This is a genomic window from Nitratireductor pacificus pht-3B (assembly GCF_000300335.1).
GTDB classification, from domain to species: Bacteria; Pseudomonadota; Alphaproteobacteria; order Rhizobiales; family Rhizobiaceae; genus Nitratireductor; species Nitratireductor pacificus.
Window position 1 is genome coordinate 95,550 of record NZ_AMRM01000003.1, and the last position, 23,551, is coordinate 119,100.

19 protein-coding genes are annotated in these 23,551 nt (G+C 65.9%); 9 read left to right on the forward strand and 10 right to left on the reverse strand.

Annotated elements, in window-relative coordinates:
• Positions 1 to 360 precede the first annotated feature (360 nt).
• From ampH to NA2_RS03490, 3 genes are all read right to left on the reverse strand, one after another.
• Positions 361 to 1,518: a D-alanyl-D-alanine-carboxypeptidase/endopeptidase AmpH gene (gene ampH, locus NA2_RS03480; protein WP_008594232.1), complete on the reverse strand. Its 1,158-nt coding sequence runs from the start codon at positions 1,516 to 1,518 to the stop codon at positions 361 to 363.
• Between the two features lie 98 nt (positions 1,519 to 1,616).
• The gene (gene parC / locus NA2_RS03485) at positions 1,617 to 3,875 is read right to left on the reverse strand and encodes a DNA topoisomerase IV subunit A (protein ID WP_008594234.1); all 2,259 of its coding nucleotides are present in this window, start codon (positions 3,873 to 3,875) and stop codon (positions 1,617 to 1,619) included.
• Positions 3,876 to 4,014: 139 nt separating this feature from the next.
• A complete protein-coding gene (locus NA2_RS03490; protein WP_081582600.1) occupies positions 4,015 to 4,842 on the reverse strand; it encodes an alpha/beta hydrolase in 828 nt (275 codons plus the stop codon).
• 233 nt (positions 4,843 to 5,075) lie between these two features.
• Between NA2_RS03490 and NA2_RS03495 the strand changes: the two genes are divergently transcribed.
• Complete coding sequence (locus tag NA2_RS03495; protein ID WP_008594237.1) at positions 5,076 to 6,269, forward strand: YdgA family protein; 1,194 nt, start codon at positions 5,076 to 5,078, stop codon at positions 6,267 to 6,269.
• An 88-nt stretch (positions 6,270 to 6,357) separates the two neighbouring features.
• Here NA2_RS03495 and aspS read toward each other — a convergent pair whose 3' ends face one another.
• The gene (gene aspS, locus NA2_RS03500; protein ID WP_008594239.1) at positions 6,358 to 8,145 is read right to left on the reverse strand and encodes an aspartate--tRNA ligase; all 1,788 of its coding nucleotides are present in this window, start codon (positions 8,143 to 8,145) and stop codon (positions 6,358 to 6,360) included.
• 148 nt (positions 8,146 to 8,293) lie between these two features.
• Complete coding sequence (locus tag NA2_RS03505; protein ID WP_008594242.1) at positions 8,294 to 8,635, reverse strand: winged helix-turn-helix transcriptional regulator; 342 nt, start codon at positions 8,633 to 8,635, stop codon at positions 8,294 to 8,296.
• A 168-nt stretch (positions 8,636 to 8,803) separates the two neighbouring features.
• On the opposite strand from NA2_RS03505, the gene NA2_RS03510 reads away from it, so the two are divergent.
• Positions 8,804 to 9,508, forward strand: coding sequence for a glutathione S-transferase family protein (locus NA2_RS03510; RefSeq protein ID WP_008594244.1), 705 nt, complete (start codon positions 8,804 to 8,806; stop codon positions 9,506 to 9,508).
• 46 nt (positions 9,509 to 9,554) lie between these two features.
• Here NA2_RS03510 and NA2_RS03515 read toward each other — a convergent pair whose 3' ends face one another.
• Positions 9,555 to 10,271, reverse strand: coding sequence for a TetR/AcrR family transcriptional regulator (locus NA2_RS03515; protein ID WP_008594246.1), 717 nt, complete (start codon positions 10,269 to 10,271; stop codon positions 9,555 to 9,557).
• Positions 10,272 to 10,337: 66 nt separating this feature from the next.
• Between NA2_RS03515 and NA2_RS03520 the strand changes: the two genes are divergently transcribed.
• The 5 genes from NA2_RS03520 to rnd all read left to right on the forward strand — a co-directional run bounded on the left by NA2_RS03520 (position 10,338) and on the right by rnd (position 15,896).
• On the forward strand, positions 10,338 to 11,330 hold the full coding sequence (locus NA2_RS03520) for an efflux RND transporter periplasmic adaptor subunit (protein ID WP_008594248.1): 993 nt from the start codon (positions 10,338 to 10,340) through the stop codon (positions 11,328 to 11,330).
• 1 nt (position 11,331) lies between these two features.
• Positions 11,332 to 12,573, forward strand: coding sequence for an ABC transporter permease (locus tag NA2_RS03525; RefSeq protein WP_008594251.1), 1,242 nt, complete (start codon positions 11,332 to 11,334; stop codon positions 12,571 to 12,573).
• Positions 12,570 to 13,253, forward strand: a complete 684-nt coding sequence (locus NA2_RS03530; protein ID WP_008594252.1) for an ABC transporter ATP-binding protein — start codon at positions 12,570 to 12,572, stop codon at positions 13,251 to 13,253. Before NA2_RS03525 ends, NA2_RS03530 begins: the two co-directional genes overlap by 4 nt.
• Positions 13,254 to 13,387: 134 nt before the next feature.
• Positions 13,388 to 14,632 carry an MFS transporter gene (locus NA2_RS03535; protein ID WP_040676626.1) on the forward strand — a complete coding sequence of 415 codons (1,245 nt, stop codon included), beginning with the start codon at positions 13,388 to 13,390 and terminating at the stop codon, positions 14,630 to 14,632.
• Positions 14,633 to 14,717: 85 nt separating this feature from the next.
• The gene (rnd, locus tag NA2_RS03540) at positions 14,718 to 15,896 is read left to right on the forward strand and encodes a ribonuclease D (RefSeq protein WP_008594256.1); all 1,179 of its coding nucleotides are present in this window, start codon (positions 14,718 to 14,720) and stop codon (positions 15,894 to 15,896) included.
• An 18-nt stretch (positions 15,897 to 15,914) separates the two neighbouring features.
• Here rnd and ppx read toward each other — a convergent pair whose 3' ends face one another.
• The gene (ppx, locus tag NA2_RS03545) at positions 15,915 to 17,432 is read right to left on the reverse strand and encodes an exopolyphosphatase (RefSeq protein WP_040676628.1); all 1,518 of its coding nucleotides are present in this window, start codon (positions 17,430 to 17,432) and stop codon (positions 15,915 to 15,917) included.
• A 13-nt stretch (positions 17,433 to 17,445) separates the two neighbouring features.
• A complete protein-coding gene (locus tag NA2_RS03550; protein WP_040676694.1) occupies positions 17,446 to 19,665 on the reverse strand; it encodes an RNA degradosome polyphosphate kinase in 2,220 nt (739 codons plus the stop codon).
• 159 nt (positions 19,666 to 19,824) lie between these two features.
• Between NA2_RS03550 and NA2_RS03555 the strand changes: the two genes are divergently transcribed.
• Together NA2_RS03555 and NA2_RS03560 are read left to right on the forward strand one after the other, a co-directional pair.
• Positions 19,825 to 20,067, forward strand: coding sequence for a zinc-finger domain-containing protein (locus tag NA2_RS03555; RefSeq protein ID WP_008594263.1), 243 nt, complete (start codon positions 19,825 to 19,827; stop codon positions 20,065 to 20,067).
• Positions 20,068 to 20,075: 8 nt separating this feature from the next.
• Positions 20,076 to 21,284 carry an FAD-dependent monooxygenase gene (locus NA2_RS03560; protein ID WP_008594265.1) on the forward strand — a complete coding sequence of 403 codons (1,209 nt, stop codon included), beginning with the start codon at positions 20,076 to 20,078 and terminating at the stop codon, positions 21,282 to 21,284.
• Positions 21,285 to 21,565: 281 nt separating this feature from the next.
• Here NA2_RS03560 and NA2_RS03565 read toward each other — a convergent pair whose 3' ends face one another.
• Positions 21,566 to 22,369 (reverse strand): amino acid ABC transporter ATP-binding protein, encoded by an 804-nt coding sequence (locus NA2_RS03565; protein ID WP_040676631.1) that lies wholly within the window; start codon positions 22,367 to 22,369, stop codon positions 21,566 to 21,568.
• Positions 22,370 to 22,393: 24 nt separating this feature from the next.
• Positions 22,394 to 23,551: an amino acid ABC transporter permease gene (locus tag NA2_RS03570; protein WP_008594269.1), complete on the reverse strand. Its 1,158-nt coding sequence runs from the start codon at positions 23,549 to 23,551 to the stop codon at positions 22,394 to 22,396.

A 23,551-nucleotide genomic window follows, 5' to 3' on the forward strand; every position in this document is an offset into this window, starting at 1 on the left:
AGATAGAGCATCGGACCGAAAAGTGGGAACCGGTTTTCGGTTGTTCCGATGCGCCATCAACGGTTGAGATCGTCCTTTGTGCGTCCGAAAGGACCTAGGGCGATCTAACGTCATTCGCCGCCCTCTGCCGCCCGCAAGAACGGCTTTTCCACAGCCCCGGATGTGGACGGCGCGGTTCCCGGCGTCGTGCGTCCTTCGACAAGCTCAGGATGAGGGAGGGAGGAGCGGTACGCCCCCGGCTCTCTGCACATGCAGAAAGCGCAAGACGACCGCAACGGCCATTGCCGCCGAGTAGCGCTCCCTTCCTCATCCTGAGCTTGTCGAAGGACGCAGGGCGGCGACGAAGCGGTGGCGGTGCTCCTATCGCGGCGCCAGTTGTTCGATCAGGTCGTTGGCGAACGCGGTCATCGTCATCGCGGCGGCGAAGTCGAACTTGTTGATGGCGACGAACACGCCGACGCCGCGTGCCGGGGCGAAAGCGTGATAGACGAGCATGCCCTGCAGCCCGCCCGCCTTCTGCAGGATGAGCGGACGATTGCCCTCGGGACGCATCACCACCCAGCCGAGCGCCATGGCGTCCATCGCGCCGGATTCGTCGAAGCCGAAGACCGGCGACAACCCGTCGCGCTCGACATAGGCGGCGTGATCGATCAGCCGCATCTCGGCCATGTCCGGCGAGGCGCGGTCGAGATGCCAGCCGAGCCAGCGCAGGATGTCGTTGGGCGTCGAATAGAGGCTGCTGGCGCCGGCCATCACCGGCGTCGCCGGCACGTCGGGCAGCGGGGATCCATCGACATTGTGCCCCTGCATGAGGCGCGGGCGGTCCGCTTCCGTTGGCGCGAATTTCGTATGCTTCAGGCCGAGCGGTCCGAGGACGCGTTCGGCGAGAAGATCGGCATAGGGTTTTTCAGCCGCCTCGCCGAGCGCGACGCCCAGCATGTCGAAGGCGAAGTTCGAATAGAGGCCGCCCGTGCCGGCAGCGAAGAGCTGGGCGTCGCGCTCGGCAAGCGCCGCGCGGTAGGCCTCGAGCGTCAGCGTAGCGAACGGATCCTTCTCCGGTCCGGGCTCCCGCTCCAGTTCGCGCGGCAGGCCCGATGTGTGGGTAGCGAGGTCGATCAGGCGGATTGGCTTTCCATCCTTCGCGGCGACCCTGGCATCGGCTCCCAGATGCTTCTGCAGCGGATCGGCCAGGCCGACCGTGCCATCGGCGGCAAGGCTGGCCAGAACCGCGCCGGTGAAGACCTTGGTGACGGAGCCGACGCGCATCAGCGTGTCGCCGTCGGGCGCCCTGCCCGTCCCGTCCGCGATCTCGCCGAAGCCGGCGACCGCCGTCTCGCCGTCGCGAATGGCACCCAGGACGAGACCCGGCACGCCGGTTTCGAGGAACAGGATGGAGCCGGAGAACGCGACGGCTTCCTCAAGCAGGCGGTCGGCCGCGCCGGCCGGCACCGCGAAGCCCACCACGCCGGCCAGAACGATGGCCGATGTCTTCCGGCGTGCCCTTGTCCAAAACCGCATTTCCGCCTCCCTGCCTGATCGATGCGTTCTCAAGGATGGGCGGCGGGCATTACCACAAGGTTGCGCCGGCAGACATTTTTTCGCCGGCGCGGGTCCGCTCAGCCGAACCTGCCGGTGCGCGGGAAACCCTTCGGTACCATCCGCCCCGCCGCGGCGCGGTTGCCCATCCATTCGATGAGTTCGTCGCGCGACTTGACGAAGGTCCGGTCGGCGGAATCCTGCCAGGAAAGGCCAGCCTCCATCGCGAAGGTTTTCAGGTCCGATACGCCGCCATCCTTGTAGCGCTGCAGGCGCACACCCTTGCCGCGCGTCATCTCGGGGATCTCCGACAGGGCGAAGACCAGGAGTTTGCGGTTCTGGCCGACAATCGCCACGTGGTCGCCGGAGACGGGGATGCAGTATTTCGCCTCGTCGGGCGCCTTGACGTTCATCACCTGCTTGCCCTTGCGGGTGTTGGCGATGATCTCCTTCTCGGGCACGACGAAGCCATTGCCCACATGCGAGGCAATAAGCAGCTTGCGCTCGGGGTCGTGCGCGAAGGCCGTGACGATCGCCTGGTCGGTTTCCATGTCGACCATGATGCGCACCGGCTCGCCATGGCCGCGCCCGCCGGGCAGCCGGTCGGCGCCGAGCGTGTAAAACTTGCCGCCGGTGGTGAACAGCAGGATCTTGTCGGTGGTCTGGGCGGGGAAAGCGAGCTTCAGGCTGTCGCCTTCCTTGAAGGACAGGGTCGAATAGTCGGCCAGATGGCCCTTCATGGCGCGCAGCCAGCCCTTCTCCGAAAGGACGACGGTGATCGGCTCGCGCTCGATCAGCGCTTCGTGGACATCTTCCAGATCGTGTTCGGGGGCTTCCGCGAAGGTGGTGCGGCGGCGGCCGAGCGCCGGGTTTTTCTCCGGATCGAAGGTCTGGCGCACCTTAGCCACCTCCCAGCGCACCGTCTTCCACTGGCGCGTGGTGGAGCCGAGCAGCGCCTCGATCCCGGTCTTCTCCTCGGAAAGCTTGTCGAACTCCTTGCGGATCTCGAATTCCTCGAGCTTGCGCAGGGCGCGCAGGCGCATGTTGAGGATTGCCTCGGCCTGGTTGTCCGTCAGCTCGAAGCGGGCGATCATCACCTTCTTCGGCTCATCCTCCTCGCGGATGATGCGGATCACCTCGTCGATGTTGAGATAGGCGATGAGGTAGCCCGACAGGATCTCGAGGCGCTTCTCGATCTCGGCCAGCCGGTGGCGCGAGCGGCGCAGCAGCACGTCGCGGCGATGGTCGAGCCATTCGCGCAGCACCTGCTTCAGCGACAGGACGCCGGGAACCTTGCCGCGCGACAGCACGTTCATGTTGAGCGGGAAGCGGTTCTCGAGGTCGGTCAGCTTGAAGACCGATTCCATCAGCAGTTCCGGCTCGACGGTGCGGCTCTTCGGCACCAGAACGATGCGGACGTCCTCGGCGCTCTCGTCGCGGATGTCTTCCAGCAGCGGCAGGCGGCGCGCGATGATCAGCTCGGCGATCTTCTCGATCAGCCGTGACTTCTGCACGCCATAGGGGATTTCCGTGACCACCACGTTCCAGGTGCCCCTGCCCTGGTCTTCCTTCTCCCAGCGCGCGCGGACGCGGAAGCCGCCGCGGCCGGTGGCGTAGGCCTCGCGGATCGACGCCTGGTCCTCGACGATGATGCCGCCCGTCGGGAAGTCGGGTCCCTTGACGAAATCGAGAAGACGCTCGGGATCGACATCAGGATCGTCGATGATGGCCAGCGCCGCATCGCAGACCTCGGCGGCGTTGTGCGGCGGGATCGAAGTCGCCATGCCGACGGCGATGCCGGAGGAGCCGTTGCACAGGAGGTTCGGGAACGCGCCCGGCAGGACGGTGGGTTCCTCGTCTTCCTCATTGTAGGTCGGGCGGAAATCGACGGCATCCTCGGTGATGCCGGTCAAGAGTTCCGCGGCCACCTCGGTCATGCGCGCTTCGGTGTAGCGCATGGCGGCCGCGTTATCGCCGTCGATATTGCCGAAATTGCCCTGGCCGTCGACCAGCGGGTAACGCATCGAGAAGGACTGCGCCAGGCGAACCAGCGCGTCATAGATCGACTGGTCGCCATGCGGATGGAACTTGCCCATCACGTCGCCGACGATGCGGGCGCATTTGGCGAAACCCTGGTCGGGGCTGAGGCGCAGGAGGCGCATGGTGTGCACGATGCGCCGATGGACGGGCTTCAGGCCGTCGCGCACATCGGGCAGCGCCCGGTGCATGATGGTCGACAGCGCATAGGCCAGATAGCGCTCCTCGAGCGCCTTCTTCAGATCGACGGGCTCGACGGCATCGCCGCCGTCGCCACCGGGCGGATTTAGCTCTTTTCCCATGGGTTCCGGTTAGACCAGCGGGTGATTCGCGGCAAGTGTGGATAGCGAGTAGCGAGTAGCGAGTAGCGAGTAGGTTCACGTTCCGCAGAAACGACTGCAGTCCTTTTTCCCTACTCGCTATTCACTATTCGCTCCTCACTCACCTCGTCACCTGCGCCAGAAACCGCTCGATGGCCACGGTTGCCGGATCGCCGGGCTGGCCGAGCTTGCGGGCGATCGAGCCGTGCGTGTAGCGGCCGCCGTCGAACACGGCGACGCGCGCGCCGCGCGAGCGCAACAGGTTGGCGTAGCCGTTGGTCAGCGCCCTGCGGCGCTCGCCGTTCGATCCCGAATGGAGAAACAGATGCGGCGGGAAGCCGGAGCGCTGGCGGGCATAGGTGACTGGTGACCAGCGCACCCAGTCGCGCGGGTTCGACCCGAAGGCGTTGATGTAGGGATAGCCGAGCGAGCCGCGCATGCCGGCATAGGCGACCATGTCGTAGGCCTGCACATCGTTGGGGATGATGCCGCGCACCGGGCCGGCGACATTGCGCGCCGACGCCATCGCCACCAGATGCGCGCCCGCCGAATGGCCCATCAGGACGATACGCGAAGGATCGCCGCCATAGCGGCCGATGTTGGAGCGAACCCATGCGATGGCGGCCGAGAGATCGTTGACCTGGCCGTCGATGGTGGTGGCGGGCACTTTGCGATAGTCGATGGAGACGAGCACGTAGCCGCGCCCGGTCAGCCATTGCGACATCGAATAGATCTTCTTGCGATCGCCCTTCACCCAGCCGCCGCCATGGGCATAGATGACGACCGGCGCGCGGCCGCCGGCGAAGGAGAACAGGTTCATTCGCACGACCCCCGCCTGAACCGGGCGGCCGCCGCGCTCCGGCGCGTGGATGTCCAGTTTCAGGCCGGCGCGATAGGCTATCCCTTCGTGCAGTTCCGCGGCACGGGCAAGGCCCGTCGAAAGGGTCATCGCAACCACGAGCAAGGCCAGGCGCAATCCCGCCCAAGCGCCCGGTCGCTCGCAGGCCGGCCGTTGCGTTCCCGTCCGTGAAATTTCTGCAGGCAAGGCCCCATCCCGAATTTGCTGTTCGCGTTACGCATGAAATTGACACATCATCGGTCAATCGTCATCTTCCCAGCGCAATATTCGGCCAGGTAGCCGGCGCTTTACCATAGTTATACGTATTTCGAGGAACGATCCCCATGCTCAGCCATGCCTTAAAGCTGAAGTCTATTTCCCTTGCGGCCCTGCTTTCCGCGACCGCAATGCAATCCGCCTGGGCCTGGGAGGCCGAAGCCGTCGCCGAACGCTACAAGATGATGCTCGAGCAGCAGGGCATCGAGGCCGGCTGGAGCAGCGTCAGCAAGGATGGCGATTCGGTCGTGCTCGAGAGCTTCACCCTTGGCGTGGCGGGCTTCGACACGCGCGCCGATCTCGGCACCTTCGTCCTGCAGGACGTCAGCGAGAGCGATATCGGCTACGAGATCGGCCGGGTTGAACTCGACACGTTCCAGCATGCGAAGGACGGCATCGAGCTGACGCTCGCCGGACTGACCATCGACGGGCTGGTCCTGCCGGGGGAAAATGCCGGGAACCTCTATGGCGGCATGATGCAGTACCGCCGCTTCGCCCTCGACAGCGTCAAGGTCGGGATGGGCGGCCCGGAGCCGGTGTTCACGCTCGACGGGCTGACCGCGAACACCTCCGTCAAGGAAAGCGAGGGACTGCTCACCTTCAGCGGAGGGGCGGACAGGTTCTGGCTGGATCTGGCCAAGCTGACGAACAGCGCTGAAGCCAGCAAGGCGATCAAGGAATTCGGCTACGAGCAGCTCTCCGGCCGGGCCGACATGGAGGGCAGCTGGAGCCCCGAGGATGGCCGGCTGATCGTGTCGCGTTACGACGCCACGTTCGACAATGCCGGCACGCTGGGCATCAAGGCCGACGTCAGCGGCTACACGCCGGACTTCATCAAGGCGCTGCAGGAGATGCAGAAGAAGGTCAACAACGCCCCGCAGGAGCAGCAGCAGGCGCAGAGCCTGGCGATGCTCGGCCTGATGCAGCAGCTCAACCTGCACGGCGCGTCGGTGCGCTTCTCGGACGCCTCCCTGACCCAGAAGGTCCTCGCCTACGTCGCCGCACAGCAGGGCATCCAGCCCGCCGACGTGGCCAACCAGGCCAAGGCCATCGTTCCGCTGATGGCGGGGCAGTATCTCGGGCCGGAGCTGACGCAGAGCCTGTCGGCGGCGCTCGCCGCCTATATGGACAACCCGAAGAGCCTGGAGATCCGCCTCGCGCCGGCGGAGCCGATGCCCTTCGCCGTCCTGATGGGCGCCGCCATGGGATCGCCGGAGGCGCTGGCCAAGCAGCTGGGGCTGACGGTGGTGGCGAATGAGTGAAGTAGCGAATAGCGAAAAAGGGTTGCGGGCCTGGTACGGCCCGCAACCCTTTTCTCTTTACTACTACTCGCTATTCGCTCTTCAGCATTCAATCCTTCTTCACCGGCGCCATCCGAATATGCAGATCGCGCAGCTGCGCGGGCGTCGCCTCGGAGGGGGCGCCCATCAACAGGTCCTGTGCCTGCTGGTTCATCGGGAACATGGTAATCTCGCGCAGGTTCTTGGCGCCGACCAGCAGCATCACCACCCGGTCGATGCCGGCGGCCATGCCGCCATGCGGCGGCGCGCCGTACTGGAAGGCACGGTAGAGGCCGCCGAAACGCTCCTCCACCTCGTTCCTGTCGAAGCCGACCTTCTCGAACGCCTTGACCATCACGTCCGGCAGATGGTTGCGGATGCCGCCCGAGGAAATCTCGAAGCCGTTGCAGACCAGGTCGTACTGATAGGCCTTGATCGAAAGCGGGTCGTCGCCCTCAAGCGCCTCGAGCCCGCCCTGCGGCATGGTGAAGGGGTTGTGGCCGAAATCGATCTTCTTCTCGTCCTCGTTCCACTCGTAGAAGGGGAAATCGACGATCCAGGCGAGTTCGAAGCGGTCGCGATCGACGAGGTTCAGCTCCTCACCGGCGCGCGTGCGGGCCGCGCCTGCGAAGGCGACGAACTTCTTCGGGTCGCCGGCGACGAAGAAACAGGCGTCGCCATCGTCGAGGCCGAGCTGGGTGCGGATGGCTTCGGTGCGCTCCGGCCCGATGTTCTTCGCCAGCGGTCCGGCACCTTCCAGCGCTTCGCCTTCTTTGCGCCAGAAGATGTAGCCGAGGCCCGGCTGCCCCTCGCCCTGCGCCCAGGAGTTCATGCGGTCGCAGAAGGCCCTGGAGCCGCCGGTGCGCGCCGGGATCGCCCAGATCTCGGCCTTCGGGTCGTTGGCGAGGATGTTGGCGAACACCTTGAAGCCGGACTCGCGGAAATGCGCGGAGACGTCTTCCATCACGATCGGGTTGCGCAGATCCGGCTTGTCGGAGCCGTATTTGCGCATCGCCTCGTCATAGGGGATGCGGGGGAACGCCTGCGTCACCGGCTTGCCGCTGGCAAATTTCTCGAACACGCCGCGCATGATCGGTTCCATCGTCTGGAACACGTCCTCCTGCTCGACGAAGCTCATTTCCAGGTCGAGCTGGTAGAACTCGCCCGGCAGCCGGTCGGCGCGCGGATCCTCGTCGCGGAAGCAGGGGGCGATCTGGAAATAGCGGTCGAAGCCCGACACCATGATCAGCTGCTTGTAGATCTGCGGCGCCTGCGGCAGCGCGTAGAACTTGCCCTCGTGCAGGCGCGACGGCACGAGGAAGTCGCGCGCGCCTTCCGGCGAGGAAGCGGTCAGGATCGGCGTCGAATATTCGGTGAAGCCCGCCTCGCCCATGGCGCGGCGCATCTCGGCGATGATCTTCGTGCGCTGGACGATGTTCCTGTGCAGCGTCTCGCGGCGCAGGTCGAGGAAGCGGTATTTGAGGCGGATGTCCTCCGGATAGTCGGGCTCGCCGAACACCGGCAGCGGCAGTTCCTTCGCCGCCGAAAGCACCTCGATCTCGCGGGCGAAAATCTCCACCTCGCCGGTTGGCAGGTTGGCGTTGACCGTCTCGGCCGTGCGCGCCTTGACCTCGCCGTCGACGCGGATCACCCATTCGCCGCGCACGGTCTCCGCCGTCTTGAAGGACGGGGAATCGGGATCGGCGACGATCTGCGTCAGGCCGTAGTGGTCGCGCAGGTCGATGAACAGCAGGCCGCCATGATCGCGCACGCGATGGACCCAGCCGGAAAGGCGCACATTGGCGCCCACGTCGGATTTTCTGAGTTCGGCGCAGGAATGGCTGCGATAGCGATGCATGGTCATATCATCCGTGTCCTGGAATTCTTGCTCGGGAATTCGTGCTCGGGACGGGGCGAAACCATCCCGGAAGATCGGCGCGAAAAGCGCATGAGAGGTACGATTTGTCAAGGAGCCGGACCGGAAGCGCCGCATAGGGGCCTTGCGGTCACACCTTCTCTTCCGTCATGTCCGCGCGGGTGTCGTCTGTCGCCATCCACCAGTCGCCGAGCGCATCGATCAACGGCACGAGTTTCATGCCGGCCTGGGTCAGGTCGTACTCGACCCGCAGGGGATAGCCCTCGAACACGGTGCGCTGGACGATCCCGGCCTGTTCGAGCTTGCGCAGCTCGAGCGTCAGCATCCGGTGGGACACCGTCGGATTGTCGCGCTGCAGCTCGCTGAAACGCTTCGTCCCTTCCTGCAGATAGTAGATCAGCAGCGTCGGCCACCGGCCGCTGAGCACCTGCATCACCTCTTCGATGGGACAGCGCGACACCAGATCCTTCATCGCCAGGCTCCTGTCTAGGGTTACAAAAAAGTGCGTAATTTACTTAGGGACGCAACCCGGTAGGTTCCAGCCACGCTGCGCAGCGTGATCACTTTGAGCATCAATCTAGATCGTCCTTTGCGCGTCCGGAAGGCCGCACGGCGATCCAGAGTTCACGGAGAACGATGAATGGAACCGATACTTGTCTATGGCTTCCCGGCGGGAAGCTCCATGGGGCTCGTCGCTGCGCTGGAATGGCTCGGCAAGCCATACCGGCTCTGCCGGGTCGACATGCTGGGCGAGATGCGCGACCCGTCCTACGCCCGCATCAACGCGCGGCACGAGACGCCGGCGCTCGTCACCGATGCCGGCACGGCACTGAGCGAAACCATGGCGATCGCCGCCTGGCTGGAAGCGCGGGATACCGGGCAACGCATCAGCTTCGCCCCGCTTTCGCCGGAGGCGGACCGCATGCACCAGCTCATGGCCTATATCAACACAGGCTTCACCTCCGCCTTCGGACCGCTCTGGGCCGCCATGGAGATGGAGGACCTCGATCCGCAGACGCGGGAGAGCATGCGCGCCTTCGGCCGCGAAGCGGTCATCGAGCGTCACGACAAGCTCGAGGCGATGGTCGGCGACGGCCCGTTCCTCGTCGGCGACCGTCCCACGCTCGCCGACGGCCTGCTCGTCGGCGTCGCCCGCTGGCTGGATTTCCACGAGGTCGCGGCGCCCGAACGCTGGCCCCGGCTTGCGGCGATCCGCCGGCGGATCGAAGCGGACCCCGCCGTCGCCTATGCGCTTGCCCTCGAGGCGGGCGAAGACGCGCCCGGCTCGGGCGCCTGCCGTGGACATGTGCCGCTCAGCGAGGTGATCGAGCGCTTCGGCGCGTGAGCCGATGCGGGCGGCTCTGCCAGGCCGGCGAGCCGCCCGCCTCACCTCAGTCCTGTCCGGAGGCCGCCCTGTAGCGGTCGTAGAGTTCCCCCATACCGAGCTGGCGCAGGAGGCGGACGAAATAGGCGCGGAGCGCCTCCTCGCTGCCCTCGTCCGGCTTCATCAGCAATTCATAGATCATGGCGCCGCTGAACATGTCCTGGAACATGTCCACGTCCGTTTCTGCCGGCAGGATCCCCTCCCGGCAGGCCCGCTCCAGGATGATGTTGAAGGCGACCCGGCGCGGCTCCAGATAGACCTCCCAGTAGACGCGCATCAGGTCAGGAGCATCCGGCACCGACCCGATGATGCGCGCCAGAAGCCGCCTGGCGTCGAGCTCGACCCACGCCTTCGGCCCGTGTTCGACCATCATGCCGATGAGCGTTTCCAGCGGAATGTCCTGCCAGGGGCCGAAATCCTGCTCGGCGTTTTCCTTCAGCCGCCCCAACGCGTCGGCAAGCAGCGCATCGCGCGCGCTCCAGCGCCGGTAGATGGTCGCCCGCGTGACGCCGGCAGCCTTTGCGATGCGCTCGAAACTGGCACCCTCCAGCCCGTGGGCGACGAACAGCTTCAACGCGGCGTCGAGGATCGCCGCGTCGGTCTGCGGATCGCGCGGGCGTCCCGGTCCGCGCGGTCCGCGCCGGGTGTCGGTCTTCTGCTCTTTCCGTGCCAGGCGTCGCTCCCTGATCCGCGTTGGACGAGAAAGGCCATTGTAGCCCGGCAATATTTATATACAATACTGCATCGTATTTAATTTCCCTCCGATGCCGGAGAGCATGACGTGAAACCGATGCGCCTTCTTCTCATCGCCGCGGCGGCGGTTGCCGCGGCAGCCGCGGGCTACTGGTATTATGGGCGGCCGCCGGTCGTGACGACCAAAGAGCCGACGCGCGGCGAGGCGGCGGAGATCGTCTTCGCCTCCGGCACGGTGGAACCCCGGACCTGGGCGAAGGTGACCTCGCTCGTGCGCGAGCGCATCACCGAGGTTTGCAACTGCGAAGGCGAAAGGGTCGCCAAGGGCGCGGTGCTTGCGCGTCTCGACGCCAGCGAGGCGGAGGCCGCGTTGAGCGAACTCAAGGCGCGGTACAAGCTGGCGGCCGACGAGCGCGACCGGCTCAAAGTGCTCGTGGCGCGCAATGTCAGCAATCTGACCGCGCTGGAGCGCGCGAACAGCGAGGTGATCCAGGTGGAAGCGCTGATCGCCGGCCAGACGGCGCGGCTGGAGAATTATGCGCTGCGCGCGCCCGACGACGGCATGGTTCTCAGGCAGGACGCCGAGGTGGGCGAGATCGCCGAACCCGGAACGGTGCTGTTCTGGGTCGGCCGGGCGACGCCCCGCCTCGTCATCGCCGAGGTCAACGAAGAGGATATTCCGCGCGTTAAACCGGGCCAGCGCGTCCTGCTGCGCTCCGACGCCTTCCCCGAACGCGCGCTGGAGGCGAAGGTCGACAGCATCACGCCGAAAGGCGACCCGGTGACGCGCACCTATCGCGTCCGACTGTCGCTGCCCGACGACACGCCGCTCCTGATCGGCATGTCGGTCGACGCCAACATCGTCATCCGCGTCGCGCAGGACGCCCTGCTGGTCCCTGCCCTGGCGCTGCGGGATGCGAAGCTCTTCGTCGTGGAGGACGGACGGGCCCGGATGAAGACGGTCGAGACGGGCATCCGCGGCACCAGCCAGGTCGAAATCCTGTCGGGACTGGCCGACGATGCGCGCCTGCTGTCGCCCTATCCCGAAACGCTGGAGGATGGCGCGCCGGTCGCGGTGAAGGCCGACTAGCATGCGGCTGATCCTCGACATCGCCCTGACGCACATCGCCGGACGCGGGCGGCAGTCGCTGGTGGCCATCATCGGCGTCGCCGTCGGCGTCGGCTTCTCCATCGCCATGGCGGCGCTGATGCAGGGCGGCCAGGACGATTTCGTCGAGCAGCTGATCGACACCATGCCGCATGTGCAGATCACCGACGAGCAGCGCGCCGCGCGGCGCCAGCCCGCCGAAGCGGCCTTCGACGTGGCAGAAATCTCGGGTCTCAGGCCGCGCGACGACCGGCGCGGCATCATCAACCCGGCGGCGGCGAACGCCTGGCTCGATGCCTGGGTGCCCGGCCGGTTCTCGCAAAGCCTGAGGACGCAAGGCGTCGTGCGCTATCAGGGGCGCGAGGCCGGCGCCTCCATCATCGGCATCGAGCCGGAGACGGAGCGCGCCATCTCGCCCATCGTCGGGGACTTCACGCAGGGCGGCTTCTCCACTCTCAACGAGGGCGGCAACAACATCGTCATGGGCGACCGCATGGCCGGGAAACTCGGTGCCCGGCTGGGCGACACGGTGACGGCGGTCTCTTCCTCGGGACTGACCCGCAACTTCCGGATCACCGGGCTGTTCCACACCGGCACCACGGCGCGCGACGAAGGCGAGGCCTACATGCTCCTGAAGAACGCGCAGATCGTCTCGGAGCGGCCGAACGCCGTCAACGACATCCGCGTCAAGCTCGACGATCCCTATGCGGCGCGCGACGCCGCCGGCCGCATCGAGGCCGAGCTCGGCTACAAGGCCGTTTCCTGGCAGGAGGCCAACGAAGCGATCATGCAGGCATTCGTCGTCCGCAACGTCATCATGTATGCGGTGGTGGCGGCGATCCTGCTCGTCGCCGGGTTCGGCATCTTCAACATCGTCTCGACCATCACCCACGAGAAGGCGCGCGACATCGCCATCATGAAGTCGCTCGGCTTCAGCCGCAGCGACATGCAGCGCATGTTCGTCATCGAGGGACTGGCCATCGGCGCCGCCGGCTCGGTGGCCGGCTGGGCGCTGGGCTTCGCGCTGACCTATGCGCTGGCGTCGATCACGTTCGAACTCGACGCGGGTGGCCAGGAAATGACGGAGCTGCCGATCGCCTGGAGTGCTGCGCACTACGCCATCGCCTCGCTGTTCGCGCTCGGTTCGGCAGCGGTCGCGGGCTACCTGCCGGCGCGTAAGGCGGCAAGGCTCAATCCCGTCGATATCATCAGGGGGGCGACATGACGGCGCTGCTTGCGGCGCGCGAGCTGACGCGCGTCCTGCCGGAGACCGTTCCGGTCACGCTGGTGAAGGACGTCTCGCTGGAGATCGGGGCGAAGCAGTTCGTCGCCATCACCGGGCCGTCCGGCTCGGGAAAATCCTCGCTGCTCTATCTGCTCGGCCTGCTCGACCGACCGACCGGCGGCACGATCCTCGTCGAAGGCCGCGATACCGCGCCGATGAGCGATGCGGACCTCGCCCGCACCCGCCTGTCGATGATCGGTTTCGTGTTCCAGTTCCACTTCCTGCTGCCCGAATTCTCCGCCCGACAGAACGTCGAGATCCCGATGCGCAAGATGGGCAAGCTCTCGCCGCGGGCCATGCGGCAGCGCGCCGACGACCTGCTCGCATCGCTCGGGCTCGCCGGTCATCGCGAGAAGCGACCCGACCAGCTTTCGGGCGGGCAGCGGCAGCGCGTCGCCGTCGCCCGGGCGCTTGCCAACGACCCGCCCATCGTTCTCGCGGACGAGCCGACAGGCAGTCTCGATTCGAAGAGTTCCGAACAGGTGTTCGACATCCTGCGCACCCTGGTCAGCGAACGGGGCAAGACCGTGATCGCGGTCACGCACGATCTCGACATGGCCGCGCGGATGGACCGGCGCGTGCATTTGGTGGACGGCATGCTGGCCGAGGCGCAGGACTGAAGCCTCGCGCGGCGGGCGCGCCCGCCTGGGACCATCGGCCCGGAGAGTTGGCCCAAGCGGATTGCGCCAGAGCGTTCTATAGCTGAAACGCAAGCGGTGCGACCAGCGCGCCGCATCCGCCCGGCCGCATCTTCATGTCCAATCTCCGCCCGTTGATCCCGCTTCTCGTTGCTGCCGGCATCCTGCTCGCCGGCAACGGGCTGCAGGGAACGCTGATCGCCCTGCGCGGCGCGGCGGAGGGCTTTTCGCCGACGACGATCGGTCTGATGGGCAGCGCCTATTTCGCCGGTTTCCTGATCGGATGCCTGTACATCCCCCGTCTTCTGCGTGCCGTCGGGCATATCCGCGCCTTCGCCGCACTTGCGGCGCTCGGCGCGGCGGGCGCACTGCTGATGGTGCTGTTCGTCGACCCCGTGGCCTGGATCGCCGTCCGCTTCCTCTCGGGCATCTGCTTTTCCAGCCTGTTCACCACCATCGAGAGCTGGCTCAATTCCGCCGCCGCGAACGCCAACAGGGCGCGCGTGCTGGCCGTCTACCGGATCATCGACATCGTCGCCGTCACCGGGTCGCAATACATGATCCCCGGCATCGGCATCGAGGGCTTCACCGCCTTCGCCGTCATGGCCATGATGATCACCCTGTCGCTGGTGCCCGTGTCGATGGCGGACCGGTCGAACCCGCAGCCGCCCGCCGCCTTCCGCCTCGATCTGAAGGAGGTCTGGCGCATCTCGCCGCTGGCCTCGATCGGCTGCATCGCCGTCGGCCTTACCAACAGCGCCTTCCGCATGATCGGGCCGATCTACGGCCAGTCGATCGGCCTTTCCGTGTCGGAGATCGCCACCTTCATGAGCGCCGGCATCATCGGCGGCGCGGTGATGCAGTATCCGCTGGGTGCCCTCTCCGACCGCCGCGACCGGCGGCAGGTGCTGCTCTTCACGACCATCGGCGCCATGATCTCGGCGTTGGCGCTCAGCTGGTTCGCCGGCGAGGACCGCAACGCCAACCTGCTCCTGGTGTTCCTGTTCGGCGCCTTCGCCATGTCGCTCTATTCCCTGTCGGCGGCGCATGCCAACGACCATGCGAAACGGGACGAGTATGTCCAGGTGGCGGCGGGCCTGCTGTTCTTCTACTCCATGGGCGCGGTGACGGGTCCGCTGGTCGCCTCGTTCCTGATGCAGCATTTCGGCCCGCATGCGCTGTTCTCCTACACCTCGGCGATCTATGCGATGCTGATTCTCGTCACGCTCTACCGCATGGGGGTCCGCCCGAGCGTTCCCGCCGGCCAGCGCGGCCGCTTCGCCGCCCTCCTGCGCACCTCCCCTGTCTTCATGCGCATGGCGCGGCGCGGGCGCAACAAGCGCCCTTCCGGGGAACTCTGAGCCCTTTCCGCACACCCGCCCTCAGGCGTCCTCCTTCACGCAGCGGTTTCTTCACTTTTGCCTCCGCATGACCTAAAGAAGCAGGATGGATCTGATTACGAAGCAAAAAGACCTCGAAGCGGCCATCGCCGAACTCAGCAAATCCGATTTCGTCACCGTCGATACGGAGTTCATCCGGGAAACCACCTTCTGGCCGGAACTCTGCCTGATCCAGATGGCGGCGCCGGGCGTGACCGCGCTGGTGGATCCGCTGTCCGCGGACATCGACCTGAAGCCGTTCTTCGACCTGATGGCGAACGAGCGGGTGACCAAGGTGTTTCACGCGGCGCGCCAGGACATCGAGATCATCTTCCATCTGGGCGGCCTCATTCCGCATCCCGTTTTTGACAGCCAGGTGGCGGCGACGGTGTGCGGCTTCGGCGACAGCATCTCCTACGACCAGCTGGTTTCGCGAATCACCGGCGCGCATATCGACAAGTCCTCGCGTTTCACGGACTGGCGCCGCCGTCCGCTGACCGACAAGCAGCTCAGCTATGCGCTGGCCGACGTCACCCATCTGATCGACGTCTATGCGCATCTGAAGGAAGAGCTGACCCGCGAGGGCCGCGCGCACTGGCTGAACGAGGAAATGGCCCTGCTGACGGCGCGCGAGACCTACGATCCCCACCCCGACGATGCGTGGCGGCGGCTCAAGCTCAGGATCAAGAAGCCGATCGAATTCGCGGTGCTGCAGCAGGTGGCAACCTGGCGCGAATACGAGGCGCGCGAGCGCAACGTGCCGCGCGGGCGCGTCATCAAGGACGACGCGATCTATGAGGTCGCGCAGCAGCAGCCGCGCGACGCGGAGGCGCTCGGACGGCTGCGCACCATTCCGCGCGGCTGGGAACGTTCATCGTCGGCCACGGGCCTGCTCGCCGCCGTCGCCAGGGCGCTCGCCCTGCCGAAGGAGGAACTGCCGCGCCTGCCGCGCCCGGCCCAGGCGCCCGAGGGCGCCGCGGCGGCAGCCGAGCTGCTGAAGGTTCTCCTGAAGCTGGTGGCCGACCGGCAGGGCGTGGCGGCGAAGATGCTCGCCTCCAGCGACGACATCGACCGCATCGCCGCCGAGGGTGCTGCCGCGGACGTGCCCGCCATGTCCGGCTGGCGGCGCGAGGTGTTCGGCGAGGAAGCCCTGAAACTGGTGCGCGGCGAACTCGCCCTGCGCTTCAACAAGCGCAGGGTCGAGGTGTTCGAGGCGACCGCGAAGGCGGCGCAGGCGGCGGAGTAGCCGTCTTGCCGGGGAGCACTATTCCCCGGCGACTTCCAGGACGAGGTTCAGCCCCGTCACCTTCGCGAGATGCGCCATGCGGCCGGTCGGGCGCTCGCCCATCAGGGCCGCGTGCGTCGCCGGGACGACCAGCGCGATCGCGCCGTCCTCGCGCTTCTTCCATTTCAGTTGCGGGATGATGCCCGGCATCGACGCCGTCAGCAGGTAGACAACGCGCAGGATACCACCCAGCAGGCGCGCCCGCTCCAGATAGCGGGGCGTCGCCAGCTCGCGCATCTGCGGCGACAGCGCGTCGTTGAACAGGCCCTCGTGGCGAAACAAATTGGCCAGCGCGATGAAGGCGCGGCCGGGATGGTCGATGCCGATGAACGACCCGTGCGCGATGATGTTCAGCGACTGGGTGCCGCGGTATTCGGGATGGGCGCGCCAGCCAATGTCCGCCAGAAGGCAGGCGGCGCGCCGGTAGCGCGCCTCGTCCTCCGTCTCCTCGATGCCGAGCGCCTCGAACGCCGAACCGCTCCAGTCGGCGAGCTCACGGGCGTGCGTGACCGAGCGCGAGCGCAGGATGGCCAGTTCCTCCGCCGCCGAGATCAGCGGATCGCTGGCGCGCTCCTCCTCCGACAGGAGCGAATAGAGATAGCCTTCGCGAACGCCGAGCGCGGAAAAGATGATGCGCGAGGGCTGCGCGGAGCGAATGATCTCCTGCAGGACCGCCGCGCCATAGGGCAGCAGCGCCCGGCGGTTCTTCGAGATGCGCTCGATGCTTGGCATCTTGTCGACGCCCGCCGCGACCCGCTTGAGGAAATCGGCTGACTGCTCGATGCCGAGCTCGTAATGGTGCATCACCTCGAGCGGGTATCCCGTCTCCAGCATGTGCAGGCGGGCGAGGTTACGCCACGTGCCGCCGACGCAATAGAAAGGCCGCCCTGCCCCTTCCTTCAGCCAGTCGGCACGCGCCAGCTCCCTTCGGGCGATGCGGGTGCCCTTGGCGACCGAGTTGCCGGCCATTTCGCGCAGCCGCAGGCCGCCGAGTGGCAGGGTGATGCCGTCGCCCATCGACTGGCCCTCGACGGCAACGAGTTCGAGGCTGCCGCCGCCAAGGTCGCCGACGATGCCATCGGGCCGGTGAAAGCCGGACATCACGCCATAGGCGGAGTATTTTGCCTCCTGGCGGCCTGAAAGCACATGGATCTCGGTGCCGAGAATGTCCTCGGCGCGGTGAATGAAATCCGGACCGTTGCGCGCCTCGCGCGCCGCGGCCGTCGCCAGCACATGCAACGCCTGGGCGCCGGCCTGCTCCGACAGGGCGCGGAAGCGGCGGAACTCTGCCACCGCGCGGGTCACGCCCTCGGGGTCCAGCTCCCCGGTCGTGACGATGCCCTTGCCGAGGCCGGCAAGCATCTTTTCGTTGAACAGCATGGTTGGCGACCGGGCCACACCCTCGTAGATCACGAGGCGTATGGAGTTGGACCCGATATCGATCACCGAGACGGGGCGGCGGTCCTGAAGACGGCCCTGAGATGCAGCTATGCCCAAACGACGGTGCTCGTCAGTCCGCCGCGGACTGGACCTGAGCATCCAGCTTCTTGCGCTTCTTGAATGCGGCGATCCGCTTCGGAGCATGGGATTTCAGGGCATTGCCGCGACCGGATAGGCTCGGATTGGTCATAAAATATTCCTGAGCGTTGAACGGTTCCTCTCCCTCGTCGGGCATCATGCGCCGCGAGGTGCCATCCGGCAATACTTCAAAGCTTTGCTGGTTGTCCATGATGTTTCCGAGCATGATCTGCCCGAGAACCTGCTCATGCACCGTCGGGTTGGTGATCGGCACCATGGTCTCGACGCGCCGGTCGAGATTGCGCGGCATGATGTCCGCCGACGAGATGTAGACGATGGCTTCGTCCGAAGGCAGGCCATGGCCGTTGCCGAAGCAGTAGATGCGGCTGTGCTCCAGGAAGCGGCCGACGATCGACTTGACGCGGATGCGCTCAGAAAGGCCGGGCACCTGCGGACGCAGGCAGCAGATGCCGCGCACGACGAGGTCGATCTCGACGCCCGCCTGCGCCGCCTCATAAAGCGCGTCGATCACCAGCGGATCGACGAGCGAGTTCATCTTCATCCAGATCTGGGCCGGACGCCCGGCGCGCGCATGGTCGATCTCCGCGCGGATGTGGTCGAGCAGGCGGTTGCGCAGCGAGAAGGGCGAAATCGCCAGCCGCATCTCGCCATCCGGCTCGGCATAGCCGGTGATGAAGTTGAAGACCTGCGCCATATCGCGGGCAATCTCGGGATTGCAGGTGAAGTAGGACAGGTCGGTGTAGATGCGCGCGGTGATCGGGTGATAATTGCCCGTTCCCAGATGGCAATAATTGCGCAGCCGGCCTTCCTCACGGCGCACGACGAGCGACATCTTGGCATGCGTCTTCAGTTCGATGAAGCCGAACACCACCTGCACGCCCGCCCGCTCCAGGTCGCGCGCCCAGCGGATGTTGGCCTCCTCGTCGAAACGCGCCTTCAGCTCGACCAGCGCCGTCACCGACTTGCCGGCTTCGGAGGCCTCGATCAGCGCCCGCACGATCGGGCTGTCGTTGGAGGTGCGATAGAGCGTCTGCTTGATCGCCACCACTTCCGGGTCCTGCGAGGCCTGGCGCAGGAACTGCACCACCACATCAAAGGATTCGTAGGGATGGTGGACGATGATGTCCTTCTCGCGAATGGCGGCGAAGCAGTCGCCATTGTGTTCGCGGATGCGCTCGGGGAAGCGCGGGTTGTAGGGTGCGAAAAGCAAGTCTTCGCGCGGCAGCTTCACCATCTCGGAGATCTGGTTGATGGCGAGCGGCCGGGCAAGCACGGTGACGCGCGCCTCCACGACGCCCAGCTCGCCGGCGACGAAATCGCGTAGTCCTTCGGGAATCTCGTCGTCGAACTCGATGCGGATCACCGAGCCGCGGCGGCGGCGCTTCAGCGCCGTCTCGAACAGCCGCACCAGATCCTCGGCCTCTTCCTCCACCTCGATATCGCTGTCGCGGATGATGCGGAACGTGCCGGAGCCGATCACCTGGTAGCGGGGGAAAAGCTTGCCGATGAACTGCCTGACCACGTCCTCCAGCGCGATGAAGCGGACGGCGGGGCCGCGCTCCGGCAGCTGGATGAACCGTTTCAGCGCCACCGGCAGGCGTAACAGCGCCGTCATGGTCTCGAGCTCGCCCTCATGCTGCAGTTCCAGCGCCATCGAGAAGCCGAGATTGGGAATGAAGGGGAACGGGTGCGCCGGGTCGATCGAGAGCGGCGTCAGGACGGGGAAGATCGTCTCCATGAAATGGTCTTCCAGCCATTTCATGTCGGCCTGGTTCAGCGCTGCGGGACGAACCAGCTCGATCCCCTGCTCGCTCAGCAGGCCAAGCAGCGCCGTCAGGCTCGCATGCTGGTCGACCTGCAGCCGGCCGACCTCGCGCAGGATCTGCTCGAGCTGTTCCTCGGGCGTGCGCCCGTCGGCGCTGCGTGTGGCGATATGCTCGCGCACCTGACCGGCCAGTCCCGCCACGCGGACCATGAAAAACTCATCGAGATTGTCGGCCGAGATCGACAGGAAGCGCAGCCGCTCGAGAAGCGGATGGTTCGGGTTGTGCGCCTCGTCGAGAACGCGCCGGTTGAACTGCAGCCATGAAAACTCGCGATTGACGAAGCGGTCCGGGCTTGCCCCGGCGATCTCGCCCTCCGGTCCGGTATCCACCGAAAATTCTGTCTGGACCGGCTTCAATTCGTTCATGGTCTCGCTCATGCCCCTTTTCCGTGCTCTGGCTATGGCGGTCGGCCTGCCATCCTATCTGGTGACACGGTTTTGCGACAGTTTCATATCACAGGCTTGCAAAGATGCGGTTTATGCTACAAACGCAGGCAACTTCCAACGTCAAAGCGGGAGACGATGATGGCAGGATCGGCCATTCCCCATTTCCAGAACACGGACGGTCACAGGGCCATTGAGATCGGCGTCAAGGAGTTCATGTGCGTCGGCGCCAACCCGCCGAACGACCATCCCCACGTGTTCATCGACATGGGCGACGAGAATGAACGCGTCTGCCCCTATTGCTCGACGCTCTACCGCCACAATCCGGCGCTGAATGCCACCGCCACGAAGCCCGAGGGCTGCCTGTTCGAGGAAGCGGCCTAGGCAAATCCGTGAAGGAACCACCAGCGGTCCTTATCGCCGGTGCCGGCATCGCCGGCCTGACGATGGCATTGGCATTGGCCAGACACGGGTTTGGCAGCCGTGTCTACGAGCGCGAGCCCCTGCTGCGCGAGGTCGGCGCGGGGCTGCAGCTCTCGCCCAACGCGACGCGTATCCTCGACCGGCTCGGCGTGCTGGCCGCGCTGGCGCCACGCGCCGTCCAGCCGGGCGCCATCGAGCTCAGGAAAGCCGCAACGCTCGAACGACTGGCCCGGGTGCCGCTCGGCGCGGAGGCGGAGCAGCGCTGGGGCGCTCCCTATCTGGTCGCCCACCGGGCCGACCTGCAGGCGGCATTGCTCGCCTGCGCGCGGCGCGAGCGCGCCATCGAGCTCGTCACCGGAGCCACCGTCGAGGACGCCGAGATCGCTGGGATCGGCGTCAGGGCACGCATCCGGCGTGGCTGGATCACCGAACATGCAGAGGCGCCGCTGCTGATCGCCGCCGACGGCGTTTGGTCGGGTCTGCGGCAGGCGGTGAGCGCCAAGGCCGGAAACCGCTTCACGGGCTATCTCGCCTGGCGCGCCACGCTGCCGCGCGACAAGGCGGCCGGCGTGCTTGCCACCCATGACAGCGTGACGGCCTTCATGCATCCGCGCTTCCATCTCGTCGCCTATCCGGTTTCCGGCGGGCGCGACGTCAACCTCGTGGCCTTCACCAGCGGGGACGCACTGCGCCAGGAGTGGGCGCAGGAAATGAGCGACGCCCCCCTACGGGCGGCAATGGCTGATGCCGACCCAGCGCTGCGGCAGTCGGTCAAGGCCGTGTCCGCATGGACCGTCTGGCCGATCCATGCCGCCCACACGGGTACGCCCTGGACAGGCGCGGGCCGGCTGGCGCTGATCGGCGATGCCGCGCATGCCATGCCGCCTTTCGCGGCCCAGGGGGCGGCCATGGCCATCGAGGACGCGGCAGCGCTCGCCACGCTGCTCGCCCGGCACCGCGACACGCCGCCCGTGGCGTTGTCAGCCTATCAGCGGATCAGGAAGCCGCGCATGGCGCGGGTGGCGCGGCGCGGCCAGTTCAACCGCTTCGTCTGGCACGCTGCCGGTCCCGTCGCGCTGGCGCGCGACCTGGTGCTGAGGCGGCGCGAGGAAACCGCCCTGATGGCGGATTTCGACTGGCTGTACGGGTTCGACGCGGAGGCGGAGATCGACGGCTAAGGGGCGGATGCAAAGAAACGCCAGCGCACCGGGATCGTCTGTTCCTGCCTGGTCCGCGGCTCGCAGGCCAAGAGTGATGAACTGAGGAGATAAAAATGCCAGTCGCGTGCGAGCGACCGGCATCACTCTCCGTGCCATCCTTCGAACCGGGCGCCCGCGACAAAGACGCCCCCGCTCTGCTAGAGCATTTTGCAGTCAGGTGGATTCACCTGACGTCCGCATAAATGCGGAAAAACAAGAAGATAGTCCCGTTCGGTGTTTCTGTGAAACGTTGAACGGGTCTAATGCAGGATCTGCGACAGGAACAGCTTGGTGCGCTCGTGCTGCGGGTTGTCGAAGAACTCGGCCGGCGTGTTCTGCTCGACGATCTGCCCCTGATCCATGAAGATGACGCGGTTGGCGACCTGCCGCGCGAAACCCATCTCGTGGGTGACGCAGATCATCGTCATTCCCTCCTCGGCGAGGTCGACCATGGTGTCAAGCACCTCCTTAATCATCTCGGGATCAAGCGCCGAGGTCGGCTCGTCGAACAGCATGATGCGCGGGTTCATGCACAGCGCCCGGGCGATCGCCACGCGCTGCTGCTGACCGCCGGAGAGCTGGCCGGGATACTTGTTCGCCTGCTCGGGAATCTTGACCCGCTCCAGGAAATGCATCGCCGTGCGCTCGGCTTCCTTCTTCGGTGTCTTGCGGACCCAGATCGGCGCCAGCGTGCAGTTCTCCAGGATCGTCAGATGCGGAAACAGGTTGAAGTGCTGGAACACCATGCCCACTTCGCGGCGCACCTCGTCGATCTTCTTCAGGTCGTTGGTCAGCTCGATGCCGTCGACGACGATCTTGCCCTTCTGATGCTCCTCCAGCCGGTTGATGCAGCGGATCATGGTCGACTTGCCGGAACCGGAGGGACCGCAAACGACGATACGCTCGCCGCGCATGACCTTCAGGTTGATGTCCTTCAGGACATGAAAGTCGCCATACCATTTGTGCATGCCAACGATGTCGATCGCCACGTCCGTGTCGGAAACGTGCATCTTGCCGCGGTTGGCGTGAAGCTCGTCGGCCCTGACTGCGTTTTCTGGTGCCATTTGGTTCCCCTTGGGCCGTGCGGCCTAGCGTTTATGACCGGTGTCGAGCCGGCGTTCCATGAAGATCGAGTAGCGGGACATGCCGAAGCAGAACAGCCAGAAGACGAAGCCGGCGAAAACAAGGCCGGTGATCGGTGTCTGGGGAGATGCCCAGTTGGCATCCGAGAAGTTCTGGCGGACGGCGCCGAGCAGATCGAACATGCCGATGATGTAGACCAGGCTCGTGTCCTTGAACAGGCCTATGAACGTGTTCACGATGCCCGGAATGACCAGCTTGATGGCCTGCGGAAGAATGATCAGATTGGTCTTCTTCCAGTAGCTCAGGCCGAGCGCGTCGGCGCCCTCGTACTGCCCCTTCGGGATCGCCTGCAAACCGCCGCGGATGACCTCCGCCATGTAGGCCGAGGCGAACAGGGCGACGCCGATCAGCGCACGCAGCAGCTTGTCGAAACTAGTCCCGGGTGGCAGGAACAGCGGCAGCATCACGCTCGCCATGAACAGGATGGTGATCAGCGGCACGCCGCGTATGGTTTCGATGAAAACCACGCAGACCAGCTTGACGACCGGCATGTGCGAGCGCCGGCCGAGGGCCAGCAGGATGCCGAGCGGCAGCGAGACGCTGATGCCGACATAGGCAAGCACCAGCGTGACCATCAACCCGCCCCAAAGCGGCGTCGCCACCGGCTTAAGGCCGAAAGCGCCGCCCGACAGGAGGAAGAAGCCGACGATCGGGAAGACGCCGAACAGCAGCAAGGCATTCAGCCCCTTGCGCGGCACGCTCGGGATGAGCAGCGGAACGAGGAGAACGACGAAGAGGAAGCCCGTCAGATAGACGCGCCAGCGTTCCTCGTCGGGATAGCGGCCGAACATGAACTGCTGGAATTTGGCATCGACGAAAGCCCAGCAGGCGCCCGACCAGCCGTCCGGCTGGATGCCGCCCTGGGCGAGCGTCGCGCAGACGGTGCGGTCGCTGCCCGTCCACTGGGCGCTGATGAAGGCCCACTGCACCAGCGGCGGCACGATCATCACCACCAGGGCGATGCCGATGATCGTGAAGACCGTGTCGGTGGCATTGGCGAACAGGTTCCTGCGCAGCCATGACAGGAGGCCGTGATCCGACACGGGCGGCGCCTGGTCGGCGACCATTTCGGTCCGGACGAATGAGCGGTCGTGTTCCTGCAT